The sequence below is a fragment of the Actinomycetospora chlora genome (genome assembly GCF_039542135.1).
Lineage (GTDB): Bacteria > Actinomycetota > Actinomycetes > Mycobacteriales > Pseudonocardiaceae > Actinomycetospora > Actinomycetospora chlora.
This window is the reverse complement of sequence record NZ_BAABHO010000021.1, coordinates 63489-80101: the sequence shown is the minus strand read 5'-3', so window position 1 is coordinate 80101 and position 16613 is coordinate 63489. Positions and strand designations below refer to the sequence as shown.

Sequence of the window (16613 nt, the reverse complement as noted above, 5' to 3'; positions counted from 1 at the left end):
GCGGACGGCCGGTCCGATCGCCTAGGGTCGTGCGCTGGTCACGGGCCGTGCGGCACGCCGCCGCGCGGCCCGGCCGCACGCGTACCCGACGAGAGGCAGTCCATGGACGTACTGGGGATCGGCAACGCGATCGTCGACGTGCTCTTCCGTACCGACGACGACACCATCCGCGCGCACGAGCTGCCCAAGGGCGGCATGACGCTCATCGACGAGGCGCAGGCCGAGAAGCTCTACACCGAGGCCGGCGACACGACGGAGCGCTCGGGCGGCAGTGTCGCCAACGCGATCGCCATCGCCGCCGCCCTCGGGGCCGACGCCGGCTACGTCGGCAAGGTGTCCGACGACCGGCTCGGGACGGCGTTCACCGACTCGATCCGCTCGCACGGGGTGCACTTCACGACCCCGGCGCTCTCCGGCAGCCCCGCCACCGCGCGCTGCCTGGTGATGGTCACGCCCGACGGCGAGCGCACGATGTCGACGTTCCTCGGCGCGTGCACCGCGCTCGGGCCCGACGACATCGAGCAGGACGACGTCGCGGGCAGCAAGGTCAGCCTCATCGAGGGCTACCTCGCCGACACCGAGCACGCCCGCCGCACCATCGGCAAGATCGTCGACGCCGCGGCGAAGAGCGAGGCGCGCGTCGGGCTGACGCTCTCGGACGCCGGCTGCGTGGAGCGCCACCGCGAGTACTTCCGCGAGCTGGCCCGCGAGAACGTCGAGATCATCATCGCCGACGAGGACGAGGTCGCGGCGCTGGTGGGCGACGACGACGTCACCTCGCTGCTGCGCGGTCACGGCGGCAACTGCGAGCTCGTCGTCGTGACCCACGGGTCGCAGGGCTCGACGGTGTACGCGGCGGACGGGTCGACCGAGCAGGTGGGCATCCGCGAGGCCGACGAGCTGGTGGACACCACCGGCGCGGGCGACGCCTACGCCGGCGGCTTCCTCTACGGCTGGAGCCGCGGGCTCGACCACGCCACCTCCGGGCGCATCGGCGCGGTCGCGGCGTCGCACGTCGTGGCGCAGCTGGGCGCGCAGCCGCCGGACGGCCTGCGCGACAAGGTCGCGGCCGAGGTCCCGGGCCTTTAGCCGCAGCCTGCCGACGCACGACGGCCCCGGACCTCGACGAGGTCCGGGGCCGTGTGGTGTCAGCTCGGTGTCAGCTCGGTGTCAGCTCAGTTGAAGCTGTCGCCGCAGGCGCACGACCCGCCGGCGTTGGGGTTGTCGATCGTGAAGCCCTGCTTCTCGATGGTGTCGACGAAGTCGATCACGGCACCCTGGAGGTACGGGGCGCTCATGCGGTCGACCGCGACGGTGAGCCCGTTGAAGTCGCGCTCGAGGTCGCCGTCGAGGCTGCGGTCGTCGAAGAAGAGCTGGTAGCGCAGGCCCGCGCAGCCACCGGGCTGCACGGCGATGCGCAGGGACATGTCGTTGCGGCCCTCCTGGTCGAGCAGGGCCTTCGCCTTCCCGGCCGCCTGGTCGGTCAGCTCGACACCGTGCGGCTTGACCTCGGCCTCGGTCGGCGCGGCAGGGTTCTCGACGGTCATGGTTCTCCCTTGAGCTCCCGGGACGCTGTGCACTCACGCGGCACAACTCGTCGCGGTGCCGTGTATTCCCTCGGGACCGGTGTACCCGCTCCCGCGGCGTGACTCCATGCTCGCACATCGGGACCGGTGCCTCACGCGTGCGCGCGATCACCCCTGCCGGCGTGCTGCCCCTGATGCTCCGTCTCCCGGCGGGCGCGCCCCCCAGTGCTGCGCCACGCCCGCGGCCAGGTCGGCCAGGCGCGCCGCGGGCTCGGCCAGCGCCGCCTCGACCGACCCGGCGTCCGCCGCCACCGAGTACGTCCCCTCCAGCCCCGCCTCGAGCGCCTGGTTCCCGCCGAGGTGCACCTGCCCGGCCAGCGCGATGCACGGCACGCCGTGCTCCCGCGCGCGGGCGGCCACGACCGAGACGAGCTTGCCGTGCAGCGACTGCCCGTCGAGCGCGCCCTCCCCCGTGACGACCAGGTGCGCGCGCCCGATGGCCTCGTCCAGGCCGGCGATGTCGCGGACCAGCTCGCCGCCGGGCACCCGCCGCGCCCCGGGCGCCGCGATGGCCGCGCCCAGCCCGCCGGCGGCCCCGGCGCCGGGGCGCGACGCGAGGTCCGGCTGCCCGCACGCCTCCCCCAGCACCGCGCCCCACGTCGTGAGGGCGGTGTCGAGGGCCGCGACGGTCTCCTCGTCGGCGCCCTTCTGCGGGCCGAACACCGCCGCCGCGCCCTCCGGGCCGGTCAGGACGTGGTCCACGTCGGCCGCGACGACGAGCTCGACCCCGGCGAGTCGCGCCAGCACGTCGTCCAGGCCGTCGAGCCGGGCGACGGCGGCGAGCGGACCCCCGCCGTCCGCGAGCGCGGCGCCGTCGGCGTCCCGCGGGACGGCGCCGAGCGCGGCGAGCATCCCGGCGCCCCCGTCGGTGCAGGCCGACCCGCCCAGCCCGACGACGATCGAGCGCGGCCCCGCGGCGGCGGCCGCCGCGACCAGCTCCCCGACGCCCCGGCTGGTCGCCGTCGCGGCCGTCGCCGGGGTGCGCCCACCGACCAGGTGCAGCCCGCACGCCGACGCCGACTCGACGTACGCGGTGCTGGTGGTCGAGCTCCGCTCCCCTATCGGCGTGCTCCGTTGATCTCTGTCTCCCGGCCCGTCCAGCTCGAGCCACGTCGCCGTCGTCCGCTCCCCCAGCGGCCCGGTAACCTCGACGTCGTGGCGTGTGCCGCCGCGGGCTGTGTGCAGGACCTCGACGAAACCGGTCCCCCCGTCGGCCAGGGGCAGCAGCACCGTCGTGTCGTCGGGCACCGACCGCCGCCAGCCCTCGGCGATGGCGGTCGCGGCCTCGGCGGCGGTGAGGCTGCCGCCGAAGGAGTCGGGGGCGAGCAGGACGCGCATGCGGATCACCGTAGGGGCATGACGGCGTGTCCTATTCTGTCCTCGTGAACTTCCTGCGCCGTGGCTCCGCGTCCGCCCCCGAGCAGTCGAGCGAGGACGCCCCGGCCGAGGAGGTCCGCGAGACCGTGGTGGTCGGCGAGCACAAGACCGGCGGCAAGGGCCGACCGACGCCGTCGCGCCGCGACGCGCAGGGCAAGCGCCGGGGCCCGGTGGCCCCCGCGCCGAAGACGCAGCGCGAGGCCATGAAGCGCGCGAAGGCGCTCCGCGGCACCAAGGAGGACCGCCGCAAGGCCGCCGACGACCGCCGGCGCCGGATGGCGGCCGGCGACGACGCGGTGCTGCTGCCCCGCGACCGCGGCCCGGCCCGCGCCTACGCGCGCGACCTCGTCGACGCGCGGCGCAACCTCATGGGACTGTTCATGCCCCTGGCGATCCTGATCTTCATCACGGTGATCGTGCCGGTGCCGCAGGTGCAGACGTTCGGCAGCCTGATCTGCCTCGTCATGCTCGTGATGATGGCGCTGGAGGGCCTGCTGCTCGGGCGCTACGTCGTCACCCGCGTGCGGGCGAGGTTCCCGGACCAGCAGGTCGGCGCCCTGTCCTACGGCTGGTACGCGTTCACCCGCGCCACCCAGATCCGCCGCCTGCGCGTGCCCAAGCCGCGGGTCGCGCGCGGCACGCAGGTCGCCTGATCGCCCGCACGCTCGTCCTCGGCGGGACGCGCTCGGGCAAGTCCGCGTACGCCGAGGGGATGCTCGACGCCGCCGCCCCGGCGCTCTACGTGGCCACCGCCCGGGGCGTCGACCCGGCCGCCGACCCCGAGTGGGCCGATCGCGTCGCCGCCCACCGCGACCGCCGCCCCGCGGGCTGGCGCACGGTCGAGGACGCCGACCTGCCCGCGCTGCTCGCGTCGACGCCGGCCGAGCCGGTGCTGGTCGACGACCTCGCGACCTGGGTGACCGGCCTCCTCGACGACGCCGGCTGGGCCCGCGACGCCCCGTCGGTCGCGGCCGGGCGGGCGGCGCTGGTGGCGGCGGTCTCGGGGTTCGAGGGCACGCTCGTGCTCGTGTCGGCCGAGGTGGGCCTCGGCGTGGTGCCGTCGACGAGCGCGGGGCGCCGCTTCCGCGACGAGCTCGGTGCGCTGAACCAGGCGCTGGCGGCCGTGTGCGACGAGGTGTGGCTGCTGGTGGCCGGGCTGCCGCTGCGCCTGCGCTGAGCGTGCCCGGCTACCGTCACGGCAAGCGTTGATCGAGGAGGAGACCGTGCACCCCGTGGCCGAGGGCAGCGAGCGGGCCGGCGTCGCCCCGCCCGACGAGACGGCCCGGCGCGAGGCGCACGACGTGCTGCCCGGCGGCAGCTTCGGCCGTCTCGAGGAGGTCGCGGCCTGGCTCGCGGCCTGTCAGGGCCGCGCGCCGGCCCGGGCGCCGCGCCGGGTGCGGGCGGTACTGTTCGCCGCCGACCACGCGATCGCGGAGGCCGGCGTCTCGGCGCACGAGCCGGCGGAGACCGCGGCGCGCGTCGCCGCCGTGCGGGACGGCCGGGCGGCGGTGTGCCGGTTCGCCGAGGCGGCGGGCGCGGGGCTGCGGGTGGTCGACGTCGGGCTCGCCGCGCCCCTGCCGGGCGAGGCCCGCGACGACCGGGCCGTCGTCCGTACCGCCGGGCGCCTCGACGTGGCGGACGTCCTCACGGCCGACCAGGCCGCCGCCGCCCTGCGGGCCGGCCGGGAGGTCGCCGACGAGGAGGTCGACGAGGGGGCGGACCTGCTCGTCGTCGGCGAGGTGGGCGTCGGCGTCAGCACCCCGGCCGCGGTGCTCGCGGCGGCGATGACCGGACGCGAACCCGTCGCCGTGGTGGGCCGGGGCAGCGGGATCGACGACCGCCGCTGGATGGTCAAGGCCGCGGCGGTGCGCGACGCCCTGTGGCGCACCCGGTCGGCGGGGCGCGACCCGCAGGCCCTGCTGCGCATCGCGGGCGGTGCCGACCTCGCCGCGCTGACCGGCTTCCTTGCCCGGGCCGCGCGGCGCCGCACGCCCGTGGTGCTCGACGGTGCGGCCACCGCCGTGGCCGCGCTGCTCGCCGACACCGACGCCCCCGGCGCGCGGGCCTGGTGGGTCGCGGGCACCCGCTGCACCGAGCCGTCCCAGGCCCTGGCCCTCGACGTCCTCGGGCTCGAACCGCTGCTGGACCTGCAGATGCGGGCCGGTCAGGGCACCGGCGCGCTCGCCGCCGTCGGGCTGCTGCGGGCGGCGACGGCCGTCACGGGCTGAGCCGTGGCTCGGGAGGCCGGCCCGGTGCGCGGCGGCGCGGCGCTGGCCGTCGCGATGTTCACGGTCGTGCCGCTGCGGGCCCCGCGGATCGACCGGGCCGCCGCGGGCGTGGCGATCGCCGTGGTGCCGCTGGTCGGCGTGGTGCTGGGCGGCGTCCTCGGCGCCGCGGCCGCCGGGCTCGTCGCGCTCGGCGCACCCGGCCTGCTGGCGGGCCTCGTCGCCGTCGGTCTCGGCGCGGCGGCCACCCGCGGCCTGCACCTCGACGGCCTCGCCGACCTCGCCGACGGCCTGGGCAGCCACGGCGACCCCGCCCGCACGCTCGCGGTGATGCGCGACCCGGGCGTGGGCGCGTTCGCCGTGGTCTGGCTGGTCGTGGTGCTCGGGATCCAGGCCTCGGCGCTCGGGGCGCTGGCGGACCGGGGTGTCGTCCCGGCCGTGGCCGGCGGGGCGCTGGCCCTGGGGCTCGGGCGGGCGTCGTTCGCGTGGGTGGCCCGGCGCGGGGTGCCGGCGGCGTCGTCCGCGGGGCTCGGCGCGCTCGTCGCCGGCACCCAGGCGGCGTGGGTGGCGCCGGCCTGGTGCGTGGTGCTCGCCGCGGCGGCGTTCCCGCTGCTCGGGGTGGGTGCGCCCGTGGCGGCGGTCGTCGCCGCGGCCGTCGTGGTGCTCGTCGCCGCCCATGCCCGCCGGCGCCTGGGCGGCGTCTCGGGGGACGTGTTCGGCGCCTGCGCCGAGCTCGCGATCACCGTCGCCCTGGCCGCCCTCACCCTCGCTTAGCGGTTAGCGAGGTCAGTGCAGGCGGGTCATCCAACCGCGGGTGTCGGGCGCCGCGCCGCGCTGGATGGCCGTCAGGCGCTCGCGGAGGCGCTGGGTGACCGGGCCGGGCTTCCCGTCGCCGATGTCGTACGCGCCGCCCTCGTGCTTGACGGTGCCGACGGGCGTGATCACCGCCGCGGTGCCGCAGGCGAACACCTCGGTGAGGTGACCGGCCGCTACCTCCTTCTCCATCTCGTCGGTGGAGATGCGGCGCTCGGTGACGGTCGCACCGTCCTCGGCCGCGAGCTCGAGCAGCGACCGGCGGGTGACGCCGGGCAGCAGCGAGCCCGACAGCTCCGGGGTGACGACCTCGACGGCCCCCGAGGACTCGGTGAACACGAAGAAGAGGTTCATGCCCCCCATCTCCTCGATCCACCGGTGCTCGAGCGCGTCGAGCCACACCACCTGGTCGCAACCCTGGGCCGAGGCCTGGGCCTGCGCGGCCAGGGAGGCCGCGTAATTGCCGCCGCACTTGGCCTCGCCGGTGCCGCCGGGCACAGCGCGCACGTAGTCGGTGGACAGCCACACGGTCACCGGGGCCAGCCCGCGCGGGAAGTACGCGCCGGCCGGCGAGGCGATGAGCAGGTAGAGGTACTCCTCGCTGGGCCGCACGCCCAGCCCGGACGACGAGCCGATCATGAAGGGCCGCAGGTAGAGCGAGTCCTCGCCGCCGGCGGCCGGCACCCAGCGCTCGTCGACCGCCAGCAGCTCGCGCAGCGAGTCGATGAACAGCTCGCGCGGCAGCGGCGGCATGGCCAGGCGCTCGGCCGAGCGGCCCATGCGGTCGGCGTTGGCCTCGGGGCGGAAGGCGTGCACCGAGTCGTCGGCCCAGCGGTAGGCCTTGAGGCCCTCGAAGATCGTCTGGCTGTAGTGCAGGACGACGGCCGCCGGGTCCATCGAGAGCGGCGCGTAGGGCACCACCGCGGCGTCGTGCCAGCCCCGCGGGGCGTCCCAGGAGATCGACACCATGTGATCGGTGAAGTACTTCCCGAACCCGGGCGCGGCGAGTACCTCCGCCACACGCTCCGCGGTCGCCGGGGCGGGGTGCGGGGTGCGGGCGAAGGTCGTACTCATGCGGCCAGACTAGTCCGCCGGGGCAAGGCCCGACCCGGCCCGCACGACCTGGCCGACGACGCGGCCGTCCCGCACGACCCACGCCGCCGGCGCGTCGCCCAGGGCCTCGCGCGCGGCCGCCACGGTCTCCCCCGCGCCGACCACCGGGGGCCGCGGCCGGGCGTGGGCGCGGACCGGCGCGTCGTCGTGGGCGCCGTCGAGGTCGCCGGGGGCCAGCGACCCGAGGATCTCCGACGGCGCGGCCGTCGGGGCGTCGCGCACCGTGACCGGCACCGGCCCCGCGGCGCCCTCGACGACGCCGCGGGCCCGCCCGACCGTCCACGCGGCGGGGACCACCGGCAGCGGCTCCACCGGCAGCTCGTCGACCAGCGGCGCGGGGGCGTCGGGCCCCGGCTCGGTGAGGAACCCGAGGCGGCGCAGCCAGCCGTCGTCGAAGTACTTCGACAGGTACGCGCGGCCGGAGTCCGGCGCGATGACGACGACGACGTCGTCGGGCCCGAGGTCGCGGGACACGCGCAGGGCGCCGGCCACCGCCGTCGCCGACGACCCGCCGAGCAGCAGCCCCTCCTCGCGGGCCAGGCGGCGGGCGGTGAGCATCGTCGTGCGGTCGTCGACGCGCACGACCTCGTCGGCCACCGTGCGGTCCCAGTTCTCGGGCCAGGTGTCGGTGACGGTGTCGGGGTGGCGGTAGTGCCCGATGGCCTCGACGTAGTACGGGCTGCCGTCCCCGCCGCCGTAGGCCGAGTTCTCCGGGTCGACGCCGACCACCCGCACCGGGCCCTTCTCCTTGAGCGCCGCGCCGGTGCCCGAGAGCGTGCCGCCGGTGCCGATGCCGGCGACGAGGCACGTCACCGCGCCCGCGGTCTGCTCCCAGATCTCCGGCGCGGTGGTGTCGCGGTGGGCCCGGGGGTTGGCGGGGTTGCCGTACTGGTCGGCGAGCCAGCCGCCGGGGATCTCCGCGGCCACCCGGGCCGCGAGATTGATCACGTGACGGGGGTCGTCGCCCGGGATCCCGCCCGGCGTCAGGCGCACCTCGGCCCCGTACGCCCGCAGCGCGGCGATCTTCTCCGCCGCCGTGGTGTCCGGGACGACGATCACCGTGCGGTAACCCAGCACGCCGCCGACCAGGGCGAGGCCGATGCCGGTGTTGCCCGACGTCCCCTCGACGATGACGCCGCCGGGGCGCAGCGCACCGGAGCGCTCGGCGGCGCGGACCATCCACAGCGCCGCGCGGTCCTTGACGCTGCCGCCGGCGTTCTGCCACTCGGCCTTCACGTAGATCCGCGGCGCCAGACCCTCGGCGACCCGGCGCAGCCGGATCAGCGGGGTGGCGCCGACGGCGTCGAGCACCGACTCGTGCACGGGTCCGGACACCCCTGCTGTCTACCGCGTCCCACCGTCGGCCGCCTCCGGCCGGCGGGGACGACTCCCCCCGACGACCCAACGTGAGCATCGATCCGGCATCGGCGTGGTGTGGGTCACCCGGCCGGGGTTACCCGGCCCGTGGCGGCACCGTCCGGGCCGCCCGACCCCGAGAGAGAGGACCCGCCATGAAGGCCGTGGCCTACATCGAACCCATGAAGGTCGAGGTGCAGGACGTCGAGTACCCGGGGCTCGAGCTCAAGGACGGACCCGGGGTGAACCCCGCCAACGTCGGGCGCAAGACCCCGCACGGCGTGATCCTCAAGCTCGTCGCCACCAACATCTGCGGCTCCGACCAGCACATGGTGCGCGGACGCACCACCGCTCCCCCGGGCCTCATCCTCGGGCACGAGATCACCGGCGAGGTCGTCGAGGTCGGCCGTGACGTCGAGTTCATCAAGGAGGGCGACCTGGTGTCCGCGCCCTTCAACATCGCGTGCGGCCGCTGCCGCATGTGCAAGGAGGGCCACACCGGCGTCTGCCTCAACGTCAACCCGGACCGGCCCGGCTCGGCCTACGGCTACGTCGACATGGGCGGCTGGCAGGGCGGCCAGGCCGAGTACGTCATGGTCCCCTACGCGGACTGGAACCTGCTGAAGTTCCCGGACCGCGACCAGGCGATGGAGAAGATCCTCGACCTGACGATGCTCTCGGACATCTTCCCGACCGGCTACCACGGCTGCGTGACCGCCGGGGTCACCACGGGGTCGACGGTCTACGTCGCGGGTGCCGGCCCGGTGGGGCTCGCCGCCGCCGCATCGGCCCAGCTCCTCGGCGCGGCCGCGGTGATCGTCGGCGACATGAACGCCGAGCGGCTCCAGCACGCCCGCGACGCCATCGGCGCCGAGACGGTCGACCTCACCGAGGAGGGGTCGCTGCCCGACAAGATCGAGCAGATCGTCGGCGAGCCGGTGGTGGACGCGGCCGTCGACGCCGTGGGCTTCGAGGCCCGCGGGCACGGCAGGGACGCCGGCGAGGCGCCCGCCACCGTGCTCAACTCGATCATGGAGGTGACCCGGGCGGCCGGGAAGCTCGGCATCCCCGGCCTCTACGTGACCGGGGATCCGGGCGCGGCGGACGAGGCCGCCAAGGAGGGCAGCCTGTCGATCCGCATCGGACTGGGCTGGGCCAAGTCGCACTCGTTCACCACCGGCCAGTGCCCGGTCATGCGCTACCACCGGCAGCTGATGAACGCGATCCTGCGGGACAAGGTGCAGATCGCGAAGGCGGTCAACGCCTCCGTCATCTCCCTCGACGACGCGCCGCAGGGCTACGCCCAGTTCGACTCCGGCGTCGCCAAGAAGTTCGTCATCGACCCGCACGGCATGATCGCCGCCTGATCTCCCCGCGGGCACGCGTCCCGGCCGGGGCGCGTGCCCGCGCGCGGGCCGGGGCACGATGGGCCGGTGACGTTCCCGGGCTTCGGCGAGGCGGTCGTCGACTTCTACGAGGGCCTCGAGGCCGACAACTCGAAGGCCTACTGGACCGACAACAAGGCGGTCTACGAGGAGCAGGTGCGGGCGCCGATGCTCGCGCTGCTCGCCGACCTCGAGTCGGAGTTCGGCTCCGGCAAGGTCTTCCGCCCGTACCGCGACGTCCGCTTCTCGGCGGACAAGACGCCGTACAAGGTCCAGTGCGGCGCCACGGCGGGCGGCCGGTACGTGCAGGTGTCGGCCGACGGGCTCATGGTCGCCGGCGGCTACTACCGCATGACGTCGGCCCAGGTGGCCCGCTACCGCGCGGCGGTGGACGACGAGCGCCACGGCCCGCGGCTGGTGACGATCGTCGACGCGCTGCGCGCCGAGGGCTTCACGGTGAACGGGGAGCAGCTCAAGTCGCGGCCGCGGGGCGTCGACCCCGACCACCCGCGGCTGGACCTGCTGCGGCACAAGAGCCTGTTCGCGTCGTACCGCTGGCCCCCGTCCGAGGAGCTGCACACCCCGGCGCTCGCCGACCGCGTCGCCACCACCTGGCGGCGCCTCGACCCGCTCGGCGCCTGGCTCGACGAGCACGTGGGCGTCGACCTCGACGACAGCCCCGACCGCCCGGGCCGCCGCCGCTGACCCCGACGTGGGCGGAGGTCAGGGAGCCAGGTCGATCGCCGCGCGGAAGGAGCCGTCCATGTGGAAGGGCACCGACTCGTGCTGGTGGACGATCGCCCAGGTCGCCCCGGTGCGCCGCAGCGCGTAGGTCGAGCGGAACCAGAGCGTGAACGGCTCGGCGCCCGCCGGGGTGCCGGTCAGGCTCGTGAGCCCGTGGACGACGGCGAGGTCGCCGTCGACGAGCACGGCCGGGTCGCGGAAGGCCAGCGTCACCGGCCCGTCGAACGTCGCCAGCCACGCCCGCAGGCCGGCCGCCGCCTCCTCCACCGGCAGGTTCGGCCGCCGCAGCGGCGGCGCCAGGTCGTAGCGCGCCGCGTCCTCCCCGAACACGGCGATGGCGCGCTCCGCGTCACCGGCCCGCAGGGCGGCCTGGTGCTCGCGGAGCACGTCGAGGACCGCGGTCTCGTCGTTCGTCGTCGTCGTGGTGGTCATGGGTGCACTCCCGTCGGTGACCGGATCGGACACCGGGGTGTCGAGACCGGGCCGCCCGTCTCGACACCCGCACGGACGAGCCGTGACGATCCCTGCGGGAGGCCGCCGTGAAGTACCTGGTGATGATCCACAGCAACGCCCGGTTCCAGGAGCGCTGGGAGGGGCTCAGCGACGCCGAGCGCGCCGACTTCGGCCACGCGCACCTCCGGTTGCGCGACGAGCTGGCCGCGTCCGGCGAGCTGGTCGCCGCAGAGGCGCTCGCCGACCCCGGCCTGGCCCGCCGCGTGACCCGCACGGACGGGCGGACCGCACCGGTCGCGCCCGGCGGCGACGGCCCCTTCGCGGAGACGAAGGAGCACCTCGCGGGCTTCCTGCTGGTCGACGTCGTCGGCGAGGAGCGCGCGATCGAGATCGCCGGCCGGGTCCCGGACGCCGTGTGGGGCCTGGTGGAGGTGCGCCCGGTGCTCGACATGAGCCAGTGGGACGGATGAGCGGGGTCGAGCCCGTCGAGACGGCGCTGCGGGAGCTGGCGCCCGCGGTGCTCGGGGTGCTCGTCCGCCGCCACCGCGACTTCGACGCGTGCGAGGACGCGCTGCAGGACGCGCTGCTCGCCGCGTCCCGGTCGTGGCCGGTCGACGGCCGCCCCGCCAACCCGACCGGCTGGCTGGTGACGACGGCGACGCGGCGGTTGGTCGAGACGTGGCGCCGCGACGCCGCGCGGCGCCGCCGGGAGTCCGACGACGCGGCGCGGGCGGTCCCGCCCGGCGACCCGGCGCCGGGCCGCGACGACACGCTCGCCCTGCTCGTCCTGTGCTGCCACCCCGCGCTGACGCCGCCGGCCCAGGTCGCCCTGACGCTGCGCGCGGTCGGCGGCCTGACGACCGCGGAGATCGCCCGCGGGCTGCTCGTCCCCGAGGCGACGGTGGCCCAGCGGATCAGCCGGGCGAAGGCCCGGATCGCGGCCGCCGGGGCGCGGTTCGCCGAGCCCTCCCCCGCCGAGCGGGAGGCGCGCCTGCCGGCCGTCCTCGAGATCCTCTACCGGATCTACACGGAGGGCCACACGGCGAGCGCCGGCGAGGACCTGCAGCGCCCGGACCTCGGCGCGGAGGCGATCCGCCTGGCACGCCAGCTCCACGGCGGGTGGCCCGGCCACGGCGAGGTGACCGGGCTGCTCGCCCTCGTGCTCCTCACCGACGCCCGCCGCCCGGCGCGGGTCCGGGCCGACGGCGCGCTGGTCCCGCTCGCCGAGCAGGACCGGCGCCGGTGGGACCGGGCGGCGATCGCCGAGGGCGTCGCGCTGCTCGAGGGCGTGCTCCCCGTCGCCGAGCCCGGACCCTTCCAGGTGCAGGCCGCCATCGCCGCCGTGCACGACGAGGCCCCGACGGCCGAAGAGACCGACTGGCACCAGATCCTCGGGCTGTACGGGGTGCTGGAGGTGCTCGCGCCCTCGCCGGTGGTGACCCTCAACCGGATCGTCGCGCTGGCGATGGTCGAGGGCCCCCGGGCCGGCCTGGAGCGTCTCGACGACCTGGCGCCCCGGCTCGAGGGCCACCACCGCGTCGACGCCGTCCGCGCCCACCTGCTCGAGCGCGTCGGCGAGCGCGCGGCCGCCGTCGCGGCCTACCGGCGTGCCGCCCAGCGGACCCTCAGCGGCCCCGAGCAGCGCTACCTGGCCCGCCGCGCCGCCGCCCTGGCGTGATCCCACGCCTCACCGCCCCCTCGCGTCGCCGTCCCTACCGTGACCGCCGTGCGGACGGGGACGCGGGCCGCCGCGGGGGCGGTTGTGCTGCTGGTGGCGGCCCTGCTCGCCGGGCTCGTGTGGTGGGCGGTGGCGCAGCGGGTCCCCCGCGCGCTCTGGGACGCCGTCGACCCGCCGCCGCCGGAGGCGTGCTCGGTGGCCGACCCGACGACGTCGGGCTGCCTGACGCCCACCGCCCGGCGGCTGCACGACGCCGCCGTGGCCCGCTTCGGCGAGCCCGGCCGCGACGCGCCGGTCCGCGCGGTCACCTGCTGGTCGGAGCACGCCTGGAACCCGTCGAGCGACCACCCGCAGGGCCGGGCCTGCGACTTCTTCCCCGGCGCGTTCGGCGAGTTCGCGGCCGGTGACGACCTCGCCAACGGCTGGGCGGTGGCGCAGTGGCTGCGCGACGACGCCGCCGAGCTGGGCGTCCGCTACGTCATCTGGCAGGGCCGCATCTGGTACCGCGGCGGCGGCGACGCGGGCGACGGCTGGGGCCGGCCCTACGGCGGCGGCGGGGTCTACGACCCGCAGGACGCCACCGGCGGCCACTTCGACCACGTCCACGTCAGCGTCCTCCCCCGTTCGTGAGTAGTTGGGACCCGTATAGGGGCCCCAACTGCTCACGTGGGGATCGGCTCGTGGGGCCAGTCGCGGAGGTTGACCTGGTCGCAGGTGAGGGCGAAGGCATCGATCTCCTCGGGCGGGGCGCCCCGGGTGAAGAGATCGACCAGGCCCCGGAAGTAGTGCTCCCGCGGCGCCCCGGGCACGAAGAGGATGAGGAAGCGGGCGAGCTCGTCGCCCACGGCGTGGAAGCCGTGCACGCCGTTGACGGGCACGTGGGCGAAGTCGCCGCTGCCGAGCACCTGCCAGCCCGTGCCGCTCATCACCCCGAGCCGTCCCGAGATCACCCAGAACGCCTCGGTGAAGCCCGTGTGGTAGTGCGGGATCGCGCCCCAGCGCCCGGGCACGGCCGCGCTCTCGAACAGCCCGTAGCCGCCGCCCACGGCGTCCGACGGCGCGGTGAACACCGCCGGCCCGGCCTGCTCCACGTCGGCGCGGAAGCGGTAGGTGCCCGGGTCGGCGTCGGGGACCTCGGTGGGGAAGCTCATCGGACGTGCGACGGGACGAACGGCGGGCTGACGACCTCGCAGGCCAGGGCCCGCCCGCGGACGTCGATCGCGAGGACGTCGCCCTCCTCGACGCCGGCGGCGGTGTCGAGCAGGGCCAGGGCGATGCCGGTCCGCAGCGTCGGGGAGAAGGTCCCCGACGTGGTCTCGCCGACCGGCTCCTCACCCCGCCGGACAGTCATGTGCCCGCGCGGGACGCCGCGACCGGTGGCCTTCAGCCCCCACGACCGGCGCCGCGGCCCGGCCTCGCGCTCGGCGAGCAGGGCCTCGCGGCCCCAGAACCCCGGCTTCTTCCAGGCCACCGCGAACCCGCACCGCGCCTGCAGCGGGGTGATGTCCGGGCCCAGGTCCTGGCCGTGCAGCGGCAGCCCGGCCTCGGTGCGCAGGGTGTCCCGGGCGCCGAGCCCGGCCGGCAGCCCGCCCTGCTCGGCCACCACCGCGGCCAGCGCGTCCCACAGCTCGCCGGCGCCGTCGGCGGGCGCGATGAGCTCGTAGCCGCGCTCGCCGGTGTAGCCGGTGCGGCACACGCGCACGAACCGCCCCTGCCACTCCGCGTCGACGAAGGCCATGTAGTCGAGCGGGTCGGGGTCGGTGAGCAGCCCCAGCTCGGCCAGCACCGCCGGCGACGACGGGCCCTGCACGGCGAGCACCACGTGGGCGTCGTGCTCGTCGTCGACGGCGATCCCGTCCGGCGCGACCGCCGCGAGCCGCCGCCCGACGCCGGCGGAGTTCGCGGCGTTGGGGACGGCGAACACCTCGTCGGGGCCGACGAGGTAGAGGATCAGGTCGTCGACGACGCCGCCGTCCTCGGCGCAGCACAGCGTGTACTGCGCCTTGCCGGGCACGATGCGCTCGAGCGAGTTGGTCAGGCAGCGGTCGACGAACGCCGCCGCCCCCGGGCCGTGGACCCGCACCTTGCCCAGGTGGCTGACGTCGAACAGCCCGACGGCCTCGCGGGTCGCGGTGTGCTCGGCCACGGTCCCCGAGTACTGGACGGGCATCTCCCACCCGCCGAACGGCGCGAACGAGGCCCCGAGCGCGACGTGGTGGTCGTGCAGCGGGCTGCGTCTGGTCTCGCTGACGGTCATCGGATCACGCAGCGGAGCGGAGCTGGTTCAGTGGCTGCCACCCGCGGCACCGTAGTGGAGGGCCGCCGGTCCTAGCATGTGATCGACACCGTTGACAGGGAGAGGCACGACGTGACCAGCAGCCCCGACCTCGAGCTCCTCGGCGCCGAGCCGGGGCCCGACGCCCTCGCCGACGCCGACGCCCTCGTCGTCGGCGTCCGTCCCGGGGAGGACGGCGCGGACCCCGTCCTCGCCGGCGCCACCTCCCCGCTCGGCGACCTCGCCGCCGACCTGCCGGGCCTCGTCGCCCTGCTGGGCGGCACGGGCAAGGCCGAGGAGGTCACCCGGGTCCCGACGCGCGGCGGGCTGGGCACGCCGCTGGTGGTCGCGGTGGGGCTCGGGACGGAGCCGGCGGCCCCCGCCGGCGAGGCACCCGACGTCGCCGAGCAGGTGCGCCGCGCGGCCGGCGCCGCGGCGCGCGCCCTGCACGGCAAGGCCGCGCGCGTCGTCACCACGCTGTCGTCGCTCGACCTCGCGGCCGCGGTGGAGGGCACCCTGCTCGGGGACTACGCCTTCACCGAGTACAAGAAGGAGCCGGAGACCGCGCCGACCGAGCTGCGCCGCCTCGGGCTCGTCGCCGACGGCGACCGGGCGGCCGCCGACCGCGCGGCCACCGTCGCGCGGTGGGTCGCGGCGGCGCGCGACCTCGTCAACACCCCGCCCAACGACCTCTACCCCGACGCCTTCGCGCAGCGGGCGCGCGCGCTGGCCGAGGGCGCGGGCGTGGCGGTGGAGGTCCTCGACGAGCACCAGCTCGCCGAGGGCGGCTACGGCGGCGTGCTCGGCGTCGGCGGCGGGTCGTCCCGGCCGCCGCGGCTCGTGCGGCTGACCTACACGCCCGCGAACCCCGTCAAGAAGGTCGCGCTCGTCGGCAAGGGCATCACCTTCGACACCGGCGGCATCTCGATCAAGCCGGCCGCGAACATGGACCACATGACCTCGGACATGTCCGGGGCCGCGGGCGTCGTCGCCGCCACCTGCCTGGCCGCCGAGCTCGGGCTCGACGTCGAGGTCGTCGCCACCGTGCCGATGGCGGAGAACATGCCGTCGGGGACGGCGTACCGGCCCGGGGACGTCCTGGCGATGTACGGCGGCACGACGGTCGAGGTGCTCAACACCGACGCCGAGGGCCGGCTGGTGCTCGGCGACGCGATCGCCCGCGCCTGCGAGGACGCGCCGGACTACCTGCTCGAGACCTCCACCCTCACCGGCGCCCAGCTCGTCGCCCTGGGCTCCCGGACGCCGGGCGTCATGGGCGCCGACGAGTTCCGCGACCGGGTCGCGGCGCGGGCGGTGGCCGCCGGCGACGGCGGCTGGGCGATGCCGCTGCCCGAGGAGCTGCGCGCCGACCTCGACTCGCGCGTCGCCGACCTCGCCAACGTCACCAACCACCGTTTCGGCGGGATGCTCGTCGGCGGCATCTTCCTGCGGGAGTTCGTCGCCGACGACGTCCCGTGGGTGCACCTCGACATCGCCGGGCCCGCCTTCAACACCGGCGGCCCGCACGGCTACACCCCGAAGGGCGGCACCGGCGTCCCGGTGCGGACGATCGCGGCCGTGCTCGACGACATCGCCCGCCACGGCTGA

General features: G+C 76.2%; 18 protein-coding genes. 11 read left to right on the top strand and 7 right to left on the bottom strand.

Translation table 11 applies throughout. The features are described 5' to 3' along the window. Nucleotides 1–102 precede the first annotated feature (102 nt). Nucleotides 103–1089, top strand: coding sequence for an adenosine kinase (locus ABD994_RS14895; protein ID WP_345415962.1), 987 nt, complete (start codon nt 103–105; stop codon nt 1087–1089). A gap of 86 nt (nt 1090–1175) precedes the next feature. Here ABD994_RS14895 and ABD994_RS14890 read toward each other — a convergent pair whose 3' ends face one another. Then, nucleotides 1176–1547, bottom strand: a complete 372-nt coding sequence (locus ABD994_RS14890) for a HesB/IscA family protein (RefSeq protein WP_345415959.1) — start codon at nt 1545–1547, stop codon at nt 1176–1178. A gap of 147 nt (nt 1548–1694) precedes the next feature. After that, on the bottom strand, nt 1695–2924 hold the full coding sequence (locus ABD994_RS14885) for a glycerate kinase family protein (protein ID WP_345415956.1): 1230 nt from the start codon (nt 2922–2924) through the stop codon (nt 1695–1697). Nucleotides 2925–2968: 44 nt separating this feature from the next. Here ABD994_RS14885 and ABD994_RS14880 point away from each other — a divergent pair, with 44 nt between their 5' ends. Genes ABD994_RS14880 through ABD994_RS14865 form a run of 4 tightly spaced genes read left to right on the top strand, consistent with a single transcriptional unit; the run spans nt 2969 to nt 5962 of the window. Continuing rightward, entirely contained in the window at nt 2969–3616 is a 648-nt protein-coding gene (locus ABD994_RS14880; RefSeq protein WP_425550063.1) for a DUF3043 domain-containing protein, read from the top strand. Nucleotides 3617–3675: 59 nt separating this feature from the next. Then, complete coding sequence (locus ABD994_RS14875) at nt 3676–4140, top strand: bifunctional adenosylcobinamide kinase/adenosylcobinamide-phosphate guanylyltransferase (protein ID WP_425550062.1); 465 nt, start codon at nt 3676–3678, stop codon at nt 4138–4140. A 46-nt stretch (nt 4141–4186) separates the two neighbouring features. Next, the gene (locus ABD994_RS14870) at nt 4187–5191 is read left to right on the top strand and encodes a nicotinate-nucleotide--dimethylbenzimidazole phosphoribosyltransferase (protein WP_345415950.1); all 1005 of its coding nucleotides are present in this window, start codon (nt 4187–4189) and stop codon (nt 5189–5191) included. Nucleotides 5192–5194: 3 nt separating this feature from the next. Continuing rightward, a complete protein-coding gene (locus ABD994_RS14865) occupies nt 5195–5962 on the top strand; it encodes an adenosylcobinamide-GDP ribazoletransferase (RefSeq protein ID WP_345415946.1) in 768 nt (255 codons plus the stop codon). A 12-nt stretch (nt 5963–5974) separates the two neighbouring features. Here the strand turns inward: ABD994_RS14865 and ABD994_RS14860 are convergent, their stop codons facing one another. Both ABD994_RS14860 and ABD994_RS14855 read right to left on the bottom strand, forming a co-directional pair. After that, nucleotides 5975–7075 carry a branched-chain amino acid aminotransferase gene (locus ABD994_RS14860; protein WP_345415943.1) on the bottom strand — a complete coding sequence of 367 codons (1101 nt, stop codon included), beginning with the start codon at nt 7073–7075 and terminating at the stop codon, nt 5975–5977. 9 nt (nt 7076–7084) lie between these two features. After that, the gene (locus ABD994_RS14855; RefSeq protein ID WP_345415940.1) at nt 7085–8449 is read right to left on the bottom strand and encodes a PLP-dependent cysteine synthase family protein; all 1365 of its coding nucleotides are present in this window, start codon (nt 8447–8449) and stop codon (nt 7085–7087) included. 176 nt (nt 8450–8625) lie between these two features. Between ABD994_RS14855 and fdhA the strand changes: the two genes are divergently transcribed. Further along, nucleotides 8626–9837 (top strand): formaldehyde dehydrogenase, glutathione-independent, encoded by a 1212-nt coding sequence (gene fdhA, locus ABD994_RS14850; RefSeq protein ID WP_345415937.1) that lies wholly within the window; start codon nt 8626–8628, stop codon nt 9835–9837. Between the two features lie 66 nt (nt 9838–9903). Then, nucleotides 9904–10560, top strand: coding sequence for a DUF2461 domain-containing protein (locus tag ABD994_RS14845; protein ID WP_345415934.1), 657 nt, complete (start codon nt 9904–9906; stop codon nt 10558–10560). 18 nt (nt 10561–10578) lie between these two features. On the opposite strand, the gene ABD994_RS14840 is transcribed toward ABD994_RS14845, so the two are convergent. Beyond that, nucleotides 10579–11031 carry a YybH family protein gene (locus ABD994_RS14840; RefSeq protein WP_345415931.1) on the bottom strand — a complete coding sequence of 151 codons (453 nt, stop codon included), beginning with the start codon at nt 11029–11031 and terminating at the stop codon, nt 10579–10581. Nucleotides 11032–11138: 107 nt separating this feature from the next. Between ABD994_RS14840 and ABD994_RS14835 the strand changes: the two genes are divergently transcribed. The 3 genes from ABD994_RS14835 to ABD994_RS14825 are packed head-to-tail and all read left to right on the top strand — an operon-like array spanning nt 11139 to nt 13360. After that, entirely contained in the window at nt 11139–11522 is a 384-nt protein-coding gene (locus ABD994_RS14835) for a YciI family protein (RefSeq protein WP_345415928.1), read from the top strand. After that, complete coding sequence (locus ABD994_RS14830; protein ID WP_345415925.1) at nt 11519–12730, top strand: RNA polymerase sigma factor; 1212 nt, start codon at nt 11519–11521, stop codon at nt 12728–12730. The genes ABD994_RS14835 and ABD994_RS14830 overlap by 4 nt, the downstream gene beginning before the upstream one ends. Nucleotides 12731–12778: 48 nt before the next feature. Beyond that, nucleotides 12779–13360, top strand: coding sequence for a VldE C-terminal domain-containing protein (locus ABD994_RS14825; protein ID WP_345415922.1), 582 nt, complete (start codon nt 12779–12781; stop codon nt 13358–13360). A gap of 32 nt (nt 13361–13392) precedes the next feature. Here ABD994_RS14825 and ABD994_RS14820 read toward each other — a convergent pair whose 3' ends face one another. Next, nucleotides 13393–13881, bottom strand: a complete 489-nt coding sequence (locus ABD994_RS14820) for a cupin domain-containing protein (RefSeq protein WP_345415919.1) — start codon at nt 13879–13881, stop codon at nt 13393–13395. After that, the gene (gene gcvT, locus ABD994_RS14815; protein WP_345415916.1) at nt 13878–14987 is read right to left on the bottom strand and encodes a glycine cleavage system aminomethyltransferase GcvT; all 1110 of its coding nucleotides are present in this window, start codon (nt 14985–14987) and stop codon (nt 13878–13880) included. The genes ABD994_RS14820 and gcvT overlap by 4 nt, the downstream gene beginning before the upstream one ends. A 111-nt stretch (nt 14988–15098) precedes the next feature. Between gcvT and ABD994_RS14810 the strand changes: the two genes are divergently transcribed. Then, the gene (locus ABD994_RS14810; protein WP_345415913.1) at nt 15099–16613 is read left to right on the top strand and encodes a leucyl aminopeptidase; all 1515 of its coding nucleotides are present in this window, start codon (nt 15099–15101) and stop codon (nt 16611–16613) included.

Excerpts from the sequence above, each read along its gene's own strand:
- ABD994_RS14895 (WP_345415962.1), top strand. The coding sequence starts at position 103 with ATGGACGTACTGGGGATCGGCAACGCGATCGTCGACGTGCTCTTCCGT.
- ABD994_RS14890 (WP_345415959.1), bottom strand. The coding sequence starts at position 1,547 with ATGACCGTCGAGAACCCTGCCGCGCCGACCGAGGCCGAGGTCAAGCCG.
- ABD994_RS14885 (WP_345415956.1), bottom strand. The coding sequence starts at position 2,924 with ATGCGCGTCCTGCTCGCCCCCGACTCCTTCGGCGGCAGCCTCACCGCC.
- ABD994_RS14875 (WP_425550062.1), top strand. The coding sequence starts at position 3,676 with ATGCTCGACGCCGCCGCCCCGGCGCTCTACGTGGCCACCGCCCGGGGC.
- ABD994_RS14860 (WP_345415943.1), bottom strand. The coding sequence starts at position 7,075 with ATGAGTACGACCTTCGCCCGCACCCCGCACCCCGCCCCGGCGACCGCG.
- fdhA (WP_345415937.1), top strand. The coding sequence starts at position 8,626 with ATGAAGGCCGTGGCCTACATCGAACCCATGAAGGTCGAGGTGCAGGAC.
- ABD994_RS14840 (WP_345415931.1), bottom strand. The coding sequence starts at position 11,031 with ATGACCACCACGACGACGACGAACGACGAGACCGCGGTCCTCGACGTG.
- ABD994_RS14830 (WP_345415925.1), top strand. The coding sequence starts at position 11,519 with ATGAGCGGGGTCGAGCCCGTCGAGACGGCGCTGCGGGAGCTGGCGCCC.
- ABD994_RS14820 (WP_345415919.1), bottom strand. The coding sequence starts at position 13,881 with ATGAGCTTCCCCACCGAGGTCCCCGACGCCGACCCGGGCACCTACCGC.
- gcvT (WP_345415916.1), bottom strand. The coding sequence starts at position 14,987 with ATGACCGTCAGCGAGACCAGACGCAGCCCGCTGCACGACCACCACGTC.